Raw genomic sequence first — 11,358 nt, 5'->3', positions numbered from 1 at the left:
ACCGGCCACTTCGGGGCGGACGGGTGTCACACGCGGGTCCGGGGGCATCGGGGACCCATGGACACAGGGGCAATGGCTTTGCGTGGACGCGGGCAGGTCCGCCGTGCGGCCGACAGCACGGCGATGGCTGTCGCGGCCCGGGCGGGCTTCGCGGCCCGTGGACTGATCTACGTGCTCGTGGGCGTCATCGCGCTGCAGATCGCGTTCCACGGCGACGGCGACGGCCGGCAGGCCGATCGCGGCGGCGCGCTGGGTGAGCTGGCCGGCAAGCCCCTCGGCTCGGTGATGCTGTGGGCCGTGGGCGTCGCGCTGGCGGGCATGGCGCTGTGGCGGCTGTCGGAGGCCGTGGTCGGCGGTGCCGGCCGGGACGGCGCGAAACCTGCCAAGCGGGCGGCGGCAGCGGCCCGTTGCGTCTTCTACGCCTTCGTGTCCTTCTCCGTGCTCTCCTACGCGGCCGGTGACAAGGGCAGCGGCAGCGGGTCGTCCGACCGGCGGACCGACGACGTCACCGCCACGGTGCTGAGCTGGCCGACCGGCCAGTGGATCGTCGGGGCCGCGGGCGCCGCCGTGGTGGTCGCCGGGCTGTGGATCGCGGTCCGGGCCGTGCGGAAGAAGTTCCGCGAGCGGTTGCGCACCGGGGCCATGTCCCCTCGGGCCCGGAAGGTCACCGACGTCCTCGGGGTGGCGGGCGGCACGGCCCGCGGCGTCGTGTTCGCCGTCGCCGGGGTGTTCGCCGTCGTGGCCGCCGTGCGGCACCAGCCCGGCAGGGCCAGGGGGATGGACGACACGCTGCGCTCGTTCCGGGACCTGCCGGCCGGTCCCTGGCTGCTCGCCCTGATCGCTCTGGGGCTGGCCGCGTTCGGTGCCTTCTCGTGGTGCAGCGCGCGCTGGCGCCAACTGTGAGGACACCCCGGGAAGCACCGGCCGGGCGCCGGGGAACCGCCTCCGGAGTAGGAGCCGGGAGCAGGCACACGCAGGCACAGGATGGATCGACCGAGGAGGAACTCGTGAGCGGAGCGTCCGTACGCGCGGTGGGCTGGGCACGGTCGCTGCCCGTCTCGAGCGGGGTGAGGACGGCCCGGGAGTGGGCCCGCGGCCACCTGGAGGATCTGGGCTGGACCACCAGTTGGCCCGAGACGGCGGACGACGTCCTGCTCACCGTCTCGGAGCTGGTGACCAACGCCCACGTCCACGCAGGCAGCAGTGCCCAGCTCGTCATGACCTGGGACCAGCGCTGCCTGCACGTGAGCGTCCACGACTCCTCCCCGCACCTGCCCACGCCCCGCCCGCCCAGCGCCGGACGCACGGGCGGACGCGGCCTGTTCCTCGTCGACGCGCTGGCCGACACCTGGCAGGCGCACCCGTGCCCCGACGGCAAGATGGTCACCGCGTGCTTCCGGCCCCCGGAGCCGGACCCGCCCGGCGCTGATCGCAGCGAGGCGTGAGGCGACGCCAGGTCGCTCGTACAGCAGCACGGCCGGCCGTGGCCGCCGCCGTCTCGGACAGGCGTGGAGGACCGGTCTTCGTCGCCGCCCAGGAGGAAGGCACAGCCGCATGACCCAGCCCGTGAGCCGCATACCCCGCGTGCGCCGCGACCGCCGGTTCGATCTGCGCACGACCGCCCTGTTCTTCCTGCTGCTCGCGATCCTCCTGTGCGTCTTCGCCTTCCTCGTACGGCTCCTGCTGGGCGTGGTCGAGCGCCGTCCGCTGTGGGCCGGCGAACTGGCCCTGGCCGGCACGGTGGCCGTGGTGCTCTTCCGTTCCCGGTGGCGCCGCTTCTCCGCCGCGAGATGCGCGCGCCGGGCCGCGAGGGCGCTGGAGGAGGCGGCCGAGCGGGCGTCCGACAGCCTTGGCGAGACGACGGCGGAGGAAGCCGCACCGCCGCCCGCGGGGGGCGGCGCACCGGCCGCACCGGACGTCGCCGCCGAGCCCGCCCGGACCGCCCGCGGCGGGACACAGGGCATCGCGGGAGCGGCCCCGACGCAGGCGGTCGCCTTCGCGCCGCACCCGGACGAAGAGGCGCGGACGGTTCCCCTCGACCAGGTGGCGGTGCACGCCGCGCTCGACCCCGACGGCTTCGAGCAGGCCGTGGCCGACCTGTGCGCCCGCGACGCCTGCCGGGAGGCCGAAGTGGTCGGCGGAGCAGGCGACTTGGGGGCGGACGTCACCGCGCTCGCACCGGACGGACGACGCGTGGTGATCCAGTGCAAGCACTACGAGGAAGCGAACAAGGTCGGATCGCAGGACCTGCAGCGGTTCGGGGGGACCTGCTTCACCATCCACGAGGCCGACGTGGCCGCGGTGGTGACGACCAGCGACTTCACCGCCCCCGCCCTGGAGTACGCACGCCAGTGCGGCATCATCTGCGTCAACGGCCGCGACCTGCGGGCGTGGTGCGACGGCACCGGACCGGCGCCCTGGGAGTGGACGGGCGTCGAACTCCCGGACGGGCGGTAGACCGGGCGGATGACGGCGCGCGGCCTTCGGGCCCGGTCTCCCAAAAGCGTGACGCGGACACCGGCGCCGATGTCCCGGAAGCCTTCCGCGGTCTCCGGGGCCGGTGTGGCGACGCATGGCGCCGGTCCCCCGACCCGTGCCGCCTTCCCGGCACGCCATGGACGCTCCTACCGCCCTGTCCGCCCCCGCGGGGAGGAGCGGAGGCGCCCGGCGGGCGAACGTGGTCCCCGTGCGCTCATTCCCTTGGCGGCGGCCTGGGTGATGTTGCGGGCCATGCCGCCGAAGACGAGGGCGTGGAAGGGCGAGACGGACCACCAGTAGGCGTGGCCCAGCAGGCCGCGCGGGTGGAACAGGGCACGCTGGCGGTAGCGGGTGCGGCCCTCCTCGTCCGTCTCGGCGCGCATCTCCAGCCACGCCAGGCCGGGCAGCCGCATCTCGGCACGCAGCCGCAGGAGGTGACCGGGCTCGATCTCCTCCACCCGCCAGAAGTCCAGTGAGTCACCGACGCGCAGCCGCTCGGCGTCCCGCCGTCCGCGGCGCAGGCCGACACCGCCGACGAAACGGTCCAGCCAGCCGCGGACGGCCCAGGCCAGCGGGAAGGAGTACCAGCCGTTGTCGCCGCCGATGCCCTCGATCACCTTCCACAGCGACTGCCGGGACGCGTTCACCGGCATCTCGCGTTCGTCCTCGTAGAGGCTGCCACCGGCCCAGTCCGGATCGGTGGGCAGCGGATCGCTGGGCGCCCCGGGCAGCGCGGCCGACGACCACCGGGTGGCGACCTGTGCCTCGCGCACCTTGCGCAGCGCCAGGGCGAGCGCCTCGTCGAAGGACAGCGGCTGGCCCGGCAGGTCGGGCACGTAGCGGGAGATGTCGTGCTCGGCGCAGATCACTTCGTGCCGCAGCGACTCGGTCAGCGGCCGGGCGATCGACGCGGGCACCGGGGTGACGAGGCCGACCCAGTGGCTGGACAGCCCCGGGGTGAGCACCGGCACCGGCAGGATCAGCCGGTGCGGCAGCCCCGCGACAGCCGCGTAGCGGCGCATCATGTCGCGGTAGGTGAGGACGTCCGGGCCGCCGATGTCGAAGGCCCGGTCGACGTCCTGCGGCATGGCCGCCGAGCCGACGAGGTAGCGCAGCACGTCGCGGATCCCGATGGGCTGGATGCGGGTGTGCACCCAGCTGGGGGTCACCATCACCGGCAGCCGCTCGGTGAGGTAGCGCAGCATCTCGAACGACGCCGAGCCCGAGCCGATGACGACGGCCGCCCGCAGCACCGTGGCCGGGACGGGACCCTCCAGGAAGATCCGCCCCACCTCGGCGCGGGACCTCAGATGCGGGGACAGGGCGTGCTCCGGGACGCCCTGCGGGGTGAGCCCGCCGAGGTACACGATCCGCCGCACACCGGCGACCCGTGCCTGCTCGGCGAAGCTCCGGGCCGCACGGCGGTCCGTGTCCTCGAACCCCGGTCCGGTACCGAGCGCGTGCACCAGGTAGTACGCGACATCGATCCCGCGCATGGCCGAGGCCAGGGAGGCCGCATCGGTGACGTCGCCCCGGACCGTCTCGGCGTCCGGCGCCCAGGGATGATCGCGCAGCTTGCCGGGGGACCGGGCCAGGCACCGGACCCGGTGGCCCGCCTCCAGCAGTTCCGGCACCAGCCGCCCGCCCACGTACCCCGACGCCCCGGTGACCAGGCAGTGCAGGCGTTCACCACTTCGCTCCGAGTCCGTGCCCACGCGTGCTCTCCCACCGATCGCTCCGACGGCATGCCGCCCGTTGGGTACGATCATCGGCTCCACGGCGCGTGCGCGCCTCCCGCGAGCAGCCGGTGCGCCGGTCCTCACCGCCCGGTGCCGTCTTCACCGGCCGGTGTCGCGGCCTTCACCGTGCGGGCTTCGCTTCCCGGCGGTGTCCTCTCGCCCGGCCTCTCGCGCCGCGGCGGTGACCTCGCGCATGGCCAGCAGAAAGCGGCGTACCACCGCCAGGTCGGCCGCGTCGAAGGAGTTCATCGAGGCGATCATCTCCCTGATCAGCGGCCCGAAGAACGACCAGCCCAGGGCGACGGCCTTGTCGGTGACCGCGAGCAGGACCCGGCGGCGGTCGCGGGTGTCGCGCTCGCGGCGGACCAGGCCCAGCCGTTCCAGCCGGTCGATGAGCGCGGTGGTCGACGCCGAGTTGATCCCCAGCTGCGTACCCAGCCGGCCGGCGGTGGCGGTGACGCCCGCACGGTCCGCGTCCAGCAGGTGGACGAGCGCGCGCACGTCCGTGGGGTGCAGCCCGTTGTCCGAGGCGAACTCCGATGCGGACAGGTTCAGTTCCACGGTCACGGCGCGCAGCAGGTGCACCAGTTGCAGGCCGGGTTCGTCGTGGTCCACCGTTTCCTCCGATCGGACTTCAATATCTCGATGATCGAGATTATGGTAGGCCGAGTAATCACCGGGCGAGGCGTCGGGGGCGGGGACCGTGGGCGAGAGGACGGAGCCGAGGGTGACGGAGTCGGAGGCGCCGGACGTCGAGGTGCCGGAACTGAGGCTGGCGGGGGTGCCGGACTTCTCCGAGGCGTACGACGCCGTCCTGCGGCGGTGGCCCGTGGAGGTCCTCGGCAGGCAGGTCCCGTCGGCCTACGGCAGCACCCGGGTCCACGTCTGCGGGCCGGAGGACGGCACCCCTCTCGTGCTGCTGCCCGGGGGCGGAGCGACCTCCATGGCGTGGTTCGCGGCCGTCGGCCACCTGGCTCGCACCCACCGGGTCCACGCCCTCGACCTGATGGGCGACATCGGCCGCAGTGTGCACGACGGGGCACCCCTGCGCGGCGCCGCCGACCTGACGGCATGGCTCGACGAGGTCCTCGGCGAACTCGGCCTGGACGGTGTCCGGATGTGCGGCCACTCCTACGGCGCCTGGATCGCCCTGATGTACGGGCTGCACGCGCCGCACCGGGTCCGGCGACTCGCGCTGCTCGATCCCACCGGCTGCTTCGCCGGCCTGGGGGCGCGCTACCTCGTACGGGCGCTGCCGATGCTGCTGAGGCCCACCCCCGAGCGGATCCGGGCGTTCCACCGGTGGGAGACGGGAGGTGATCCGCAGGATCCGGTATGGGGCGCCTTCCTGGAGAGCACCGCCACCGCCCGGCGGTCGAAGGCCGTCGCCATGAGACGGCCGGCGGCACGGGATCTGAGGGCCTTCACCGTTCCGACGCTGGTGCTCCTGGCCGAGCGCAGCCGGGCCCACGACGTGCGACGCGTGGCCGGGCGGGCCCGAAGTCTCCTTCCCGCTGCCACCGTCGGGATACTGCCCGGCGCCTCGCACCACTCCCTCCCGACCGAGCGACCTGACGAACTCGGCCGGGTGCTGGGGGAGTTCCTGGCCTGAGCGGTGCTCCCGGTTCCGTCCGGTCCTGCCGGTCCCGAGGTCCCGTTCCCGTCACACGGTCTGCCGTCGTCGGTGCGGTCCGCGCCCCAGCGGCAGCCCGGCGTGCTGACGTGCACGCAGAGCGGGCGTCCCCGGGGACCCGTCCTCGGTGCGCCCGGTGCGCCGAGTGCGTCCTCAGCGCAGTGTGAACTTCTGTGCCGCCGAGCCGTTGCAGTCATGCCGGACGTGCCGGCCGGCCCGGGGGCCAGGTCGTTGTGCCGCCCGCTCTGGCCGTAGACCTCGGTGATGCGGCACGTGGTGTCCTGGCAGGACGCGTCCTGCCGGGCGGCGTATCGGCCGGCGGCCAGTGGCCACCGGCGCGAAGGCTGTCCGGCGTGCCCCGGTGTGCCATCGTCAGGAGGCGGTCAGCCGGTGGGCGCGCCGATCCGGTTGTCCTCGAGGGCGGAGCGCAGCGTCGCGAGGGCCCGGGCGAGCGCGGCCACCGAGGAGTTGTCGAGAGTGGCTCCGATCAGCTCGGCCAGCGCGTCGCCGAACGTCTCCTCCGCCGCGTCGACGAGCCGCGAGCCGTCCTCGGTCAGGGTCAGCAGGGAGGACCGGCGGTCGGACGGATTCGGCTGCCGGACGGCCCACCCCTGTTTCTCCAGGCGGTCGACGCTCTTGCTGGTCGCCCCGATGCCGATGGCGAACTCGGCGGCGAGGTCGGCCACCCGGGCCCCGGGGTGGTCGCGCAGGTGGCGCAGGGCCTCGAACTGCGAGGTGACGATCCCGTGCCGCTCACGGAGGCGGTCGTTGAGGGCGTTGTACAGACGCGTCTCGCATCGGACGAGGTCGGAGAAGAGGGCCGGCAGGTCGACCGCGCCACCCGTTGATCTATATTCCATGGAATATAGTGTACGGGAAGGTACTTCGTGAGGGGAGCACACCCATGAGCAAGGAACAGCGTGCCCTGGTGGACGCGATGATGCGGACGCCGAGGCCCGAGGGCCCCCAGTCGGCCGAAGCGCTGCGGGCCGGCTTCAAGGCACTGATGGCGCAGATGGCCGTGCCCGGCGACATCCGTACCACGCCCACCACGCTCGGCGACCGGCCCGCACTGCGTGTCGAACCGGCGAGCGGGCGGCGGGCCGGGACGATCCTGTACTTCCACGGCGGCGGCTGGGTGTTCGGGTCCCCCGAGACCGCCCTGTCACTGACCGGACACCTGGTGGCCAGGACCGGCCTCCAGGCGCTCTCGGTGGACTACCGGCTCGCCCCGGAGCATCCGTTCCCCGCCGCGATAGAAGACACCCTCGGCGCCTACCGCGCGCTGCTCGACCGCGGCGAGGACCCCTCGGCCATCGCCTTCGCGGGGGACTCCGCCGGCGGCGGCCTCACCGTCACCACCTGCCTGGCCGCACGCGAGGCGGGCCTCCCGCTGCCCGCCGCCCTCGTGGCGTTCTCCCCGGGGCTCGACGCCACCCGGACGGGCGAGAGCATGCACACCAAGGAAGGCATCGACCCGGTCTTCACCCGCGGCGCCCTCGACCACACCGGGGCGATGTACCTCGCCGGCGCCGACCCGCACCAGCCGCTGCTCAGCCCGGCCGTCCTGGCCGATCTGACCGGCTTCCCCCCGATGCTGCTCCAGGTGGGCACCAACGAGCTCCTGCTGGACGACTCCACGCGGCTCGCCGCGCGGGCGAGGGCGGCGGGAGCGGACGTCATCCTGGACGTCACCGCCGGCGTGCCGCACGTGTTCCAGGCGTTCGCCGGTGTCCTGGACGAGGCGGACGAGGCACTGGACCGCGCGGCCCTCTTCCTCACCCAGCGCGTCCGCGCGAAGGACACGGCGCGGCCGGCGTCAGCTTGAGGGGCGAGGACGCGGACCGGCTCCTTCCGGGCGCCGCGTCACCACCCGGTCCACCACGCGGGCCCTTCGGCGCAGGCGCCGGTCCCGCCCGGCACGTGCGTGGTCCACTCGCCGCGGTCCGGCGCGCCCCCGGTGCCCGCACCGGACCCGTGCCGCCGCCAGACGGGGGCGGGGACCTCGGCAGCCCGCACCGCCGTCGATGCCGTAGCGCCCTGCGGGGAGACGACTACAGCCGGACGTCGAGGTGTATCCCCGGCTGTGCCGCGTGCACCGTGACGGGTTCAGCGCGGGGGGAGTGATCCGGTGCCGACACGACGACGATGTGGTGTCCCGCACGCAGGGTGAGCCGGTAGCGGCCCGCGTCGGTGTACGTGTGGGCGATGCGCTGTCCGCGTGCGTTCACCACGGTGATCTGTGCGGAGCAGCCGCCGGGGTGGGCGGCGCAGCGGACCGCGCCGGTCACGGGCACGCCTGCCGTGGTGTCCGTCCGGTCCGCACCGCGGCCGGGGGCGTACGCGTCGGCGGCGGGAGCGGCCGCGGGCCGTGCCGGCGGCGGCCGGAACCGGTCCACCGCCGGGGCGCGGGTCTGCTGCGGCGGGACGGCGGGCGTCGGCCCGTCCTCCTGGCCGGCGCCGGACGCCGTCGGCAGTCCGCACTGTTCGGCGAAGGCGGCCAGGGCCGCGTCGAGGGCGTCCAGCTCGTGCAGGGCGGTCTGCAGCCGCCGCCCGCGAGGGCCGGGCGCGGCGGGCCGCAGCTCCCTCTGGAACTCCTGTACGAGCGGGCCGACGCGATGCCAGACACCCTGGGCGGTGCCGTGGGCGAGGTGGTGGTCGAGCGCGGCCAGCGAATCGCTGAGGGCGCGGGTGATGAGCCGGGCGCGCTCGGCCGAGGAGGACGAGAGGTCGATGTCGACGTCCGCCGCGACCGCCAGCGCCCGGGCGTGCGCGGCGGCCGTGTTCAGCAGGGCCATGCGCTCGTGCGGCGCCCGCCCGCGCACCCCGAGCGGCATCCGCACCACGGGCCGGGACACCTCCGCGACCTGGAACAGCGCGGCGTCGACCGCGCGTGCCGCGCCACGCAGCCGGACCGGGCTGTCCGGCTCCTCCCAGCGGGCGGAGACCTGGGTGAGCAGGTTCTGCACCGCCCGGACGTACCCGTGCTCGGCCTCGCGGACGACCGCCCGCGTGGACAGCGGGAAGATCAGCGCGGCGCAGGCCGTCGCGACCAGCACGCCCAGGCCGTTGTCCAGCAGGCGTTCACCGAGCAGGTGGTCCATCCGGCTGTCGGGGGTGGTCAGCCCGTAGAGCTGCACGAGCGCGGCGACCAGCCCGACGACCCACAGCGCGTAGGCCCGCTGCAGTCCCCAGGAGCCGAAGGAGAGGCCGGCGACGATGACGGCGAGCGTCCAGTGGATGTGGTGGTGGCCGGTCACGTGGAGCAGCAGCACACCGATCACCGCGCCCGCGACCGTACCGATCATGCGGTGGCCGAACTTGCGCAGCCGCTCGTGCGTGGTGTTCGTACCGAACAGGGTGATCATCACGCCGACCAGGCCCCAGTAGAAACGCTGGGGGTCGATGGCGTCCGCGATCGGGCAGACGATCGCTGCGGCCACCCCCGCGTGCAGGGGAGCCCGTACGAAGGGCACGGCACGCTGCCAGCCGCTCTGCGTCCGGGCGGTGAGCGCGCGCCGCATCGGGGCGACGGAGCCGGGTATGCGGTTGTTCTCCAGCGCGACGGCGGGCTGGAAGGGCACCGCGCCGGGCGACTGGGGCGCCCGCTCACCGAGGGCCAGCCAGCTGAGCAGCGAGTCGGCGAGCGAGTCGAGGAGTTCGGCGATCCTGCGGGCGAGGACGGCGGACTCGGCGGCCCGCGGACCGGCCCCCGGGTCCCGCAGGATCGCGTCGGCCTGCTCACGGATCGTCCCCACGGCGGGCCGCAGTCCGCCGGCCCGGGCCGGCGGGGTGTCGCGGGCCAGCAGCATGCCCACCGCCAGCGCCTGGCGCAGTTGTTCGGGCGGCGACTGGCCGGCCAGCACCCGCACCGCCTGGGCGATGCCCCGCAGGGCCAGCTCGGCGTCGAACAGGTGGCGGTGCAGCAGCTCGGCCACCATGGGATCGGTGGCCGTCTCGGGCTGCGCGAGGCGGCCGTCGATCGTGATCGTCACGATGTTCAGGCGGCGCAGGGAGCGGTTCGTCCGGCGCTCGACCCGGGCCGGGTCGGCGTCGGGGTCCAGCGCCTCGACCATGGTGTCGGCCAGCCTGCGGGCCTCGACGACGAAGGCGCGCTGCGTGCGGAGCAGGTCCTCCCGCGGCATCGGACAGCACAGCAGCAGCCGCGTGGCCAGCACCGCCGCGGCGGACACCAGGGCGACGGCGAACGCCTGCCACATCATCGCCGAGGGGATCTTCGCGATGATGCCGACCATGAGACCGTTGAACATCATCATGCCGGTCAGCAGGGCCAGCGGGCCGAACCGGGCCAGCAGGAACGTGAGCGCGAGCGCGGCGGCGTCGAGGCCGATCTCCAGGGCGCGGTCGTCGTGCAGGGCCGCGGCGAGCCAGAGCACCGCCGTATAGGGGAACGGCATCCACAGGATGGGCCTGGCCAGCTGGAGCCAGGTGTTCCCGGCCACCGCGAAGGCGCTCATCAGGCCCATCATCCCGGCGACCATCATGCCGGTCATTGTCGGCACGGAGAGGGCATGGGCCATGCCGTAGCCGACCGCGAGGGAGGTGACCATGGCGACCAGCGTCCGCCAGCCGGCCTGCAACTGCCCCAGTCCGGGATCGGCGACCAGTACCCGGTCCCACCATCGGTGCGGACCGGTGACCCGTCGTGGCGCGACATCGGCGCGCCCACCCCTGACGGGGCTCGCGCCGGTGTCCTGCCCCAGTGGCCGGCGGGCGGTTTCCGGGCTGGTCAAGTGGCCTCCGGTTCCATGGCTTCGACGAGCACCGCGACAGACTGCCGGGCGGCGCACACTGCTGCTTCGCAGTCGTCGACGGGTGTGGTGTGCAGGGCTGCCAGCAAGGCCTCGGCCATACGCTGCCGTCCCTGGTCGAGCAGGCGCCGTCCGGCGGTGGTGAGGGCCGTCTCCACCGCGCGCCGGTCGGTCTCGCACCGCCGGCGCACGACCAGTTCCCGGCTCTCCAGCTTCTGGAGCAGCACGGTGACACGGGGCTGGACCATCCCGGTGCGCAGGGCGAGTTCGGTGACGCGCAGCGGCGCGGCCGCCAGGGCGTCGAGCACGGACACTTCGCTGCGGGTCAGCCCGAAGTCACCGGCGCGGAACAGTGCCCGGTTCAGTCGTCCGAGGTCGCGCAGCAGGCCGTGCGCGGCGTTCTCGATCCGCTGCCCGGGCGGCAGGCCGCTCTGGGCGTCGGAAGGTACGTGCATATGGAAAGTATATATCTCCCCCTCCTGGCTCCCGCCTCCCGCCCCTGCGCATCCCGCCTCCCGCCGGAGGGCCGCCCCGGCTGCCGCCTGCGGGGCGGTGCCCGATCCGTCCCGGGGATCGGCGGCCGGCTCCGGGCACCTGAGTGGACCGGCGGCGAACGCCGGAGCCGGGAGAGGCGGTCCGTGTCGGGCGCCGAGGCGGCGCCGGGAGCGCCGAGGTGCCGGCTCCGGGTGCCGAGGCGTCGGCCGGGGGTGCGGAGGCACCGGCCGGGGTGCGCAGG

10 protein-coding genes and 1 pseudogene are annotated in these 11,358 nt (G+C 74.3%); 5 read left to right on the top strand and 6 right to left on the bottom strand.

Annotation, left to right across the window (positions count from 1 at the left end; translation table 11 throughout):
* Positions 1-57: 57 nt before the first annotated feature.
* From IG64_RS11980 to IG64_RS11970, 3 genes are all read left to right on the top strand, one after another.
* A complete protein-coding gene (locus IG64_RS11980) occupies positions 58-903 on the top strand; it encodes a DUF1206 domain-containing protein (RefSeq protein ID WP_199811573.1) in 846 nt (281 codons plus the stop codon).
* 104 nt (positions 904-1,007) lie between these two features.
* On the top strand, positions 1,008-1,445 hold the full coding sequence (locus IG64_RS11975; RefSeq protein ID WP_037854888.1) for an ATP-binding protein: 438 nt from the start codon (positions 1,008-1,010) through the stop codon (positions 1,443-1,445).
* A 109-nt stretch (positions 1,446-1,554) separates the two neighbouring features.
* The gene (locus IG64_RS11970; RefSeq protein ID WP_063758788.1) at positions 1,555-2,457 is read left to right on the top strand and encodes a restriction endonuclease; all 903 of its coding nucleotides are present in this window, start codon (positions 1,555-1,557) and stop codon (positions 2,455-2,457) included.
* A gap of 167 nt (positions 2,458-2,624) precedes the next feature.
* On the opposite strand, the gene IG64_RS11965 is transcribed toward IG64_RS11970, so the two are convergent.
* Both IG64_RS11965 and IG64_RS11960 read right to left on the bottom strand, forming a co-directional pair.
* Positions 2,625-4,247: an SDR family oxidoreductase gene (locus IG64_RS11965; protein WP_078883945.1), complete on the bottom strand. Its 1,623-nt coding sequence runs from the start codon at positions 4,245-4,247 to the stop codon at positions 2,625-2,627.
* A 69-nt stretch (positions 4,248-4,316) separates the two neighbouring features.
* Positions 4,317-4,832, bottom strand: a complete 516-nt coding sequence (locus IG64_RS11960; protein ID WP_051812718.1) for a MarR family winged helix-turn-helix transcriptional regulator — start codon at positions 4,830-4,832, stop codon at positions 4,317-4,319.
* 142 nt (positions 4,833-4,974) lie between these two features.
* Here IG64_RS11960 and IG64_RS11955 point away from each other — a divergent pair, with 142 nt between their 5' ends.
* Positions 4,975-5,829, top strand: coding sequence for an alpha/beta fold hydrolase (locus IG64_RS11955; protein WP_051812743.1), 855 nt, complete (start codon positions 4,975-4,977; stop codon positions 5,827-5,829).
* Between the two features lie 215 nt (positions 5,830-6,044).
* Here IG64_RS11955 and IG64_RS40340 read toward each other — a convergent pair.
* Together IG64_RS40340 and IG64_RS11950 are read right to left on the bottom strand one after the other, a co-directional pair.
* Positions 6,045-6,176 (bottom strand): annotated as a pseudogene (locus IG64_RS40340) (arabinofuranosidase catalytic domain-containing protein); the annotation flags it as partial.
* A gap of 57 nt (positions 6,177-6,233) precedes the next feature.
* A complete protein-coding gene (locus IG64_RS11950; protein WP_037854886.1) occupies positions 6,234-6,710 on the bottom strand; it encodes a MarR family winged helix-turn-helix transcriptional regulator in 477 nt (158 codons plus the stop codon).
* Between the two features lie 44 nt (positions 6,711-6,754).
* Here IG64_RS11950 and IG64_RS11945 point away from each other — a divergent pair, with 44 nt between their 5' ends.
* A complete protein-coding gene (locus tag IG64_RS11945; protein WP_037854885.1) occupies positions 6,755-7,678 on the top strand; it encodes an alpha/beta hydrolase in 924 nt (307 codons plus the stop codon).
* Positions 7,679-7,904: 226 nt separating this feature from the next.
* Here IG64_RS11945 and IG64_RS11940 read toward each other — a convergent pair whose 3' ends face one another.
* Positions 7,905-10,604 carry an FUSC family protein gene (locus IG64_RS11940; protein WP_234438480.1) on the bottom strand — a complete coding sequence of 900 codons (2,700 nt, stop codon included), beginning with the start codon at positions 10,602-10,604 and terminating at the stop codon, positions 7,905-7,907.
* Positions 10,601-11,077: a MarR family winged helix-turn-helix transcriptional regulator gene (locus tag IG64_RS11935; protein ID WP_051812717.1), complete on the bottom strand. Its 477-nt coding sequence runs from the start codon at positions 11,075-11,077 to the stop codon at positions 10,601-10,603. Before IG64_RS11935 ends, IG64_RS11940 begins: the two co-directional genes overlap by 4 nt.
* Positions 11,078-11,358 lie beyond the last annotated feature (281 nt).

Origin of the sequence: Streptomyces sp. NRRL S-340 (assembly GCF_000720185.1) — a bacterium.
Taxonomy (GTDB): Bacteria; Actinomycetota; Actinomycetes; order Streptomycetales; family Streptomycetaceae; genus Streptomyces.
Note: the sequence above shows the minus strand (reverse complement) of the source record. Positions and strands in the feature narration are given on the sequence as shown.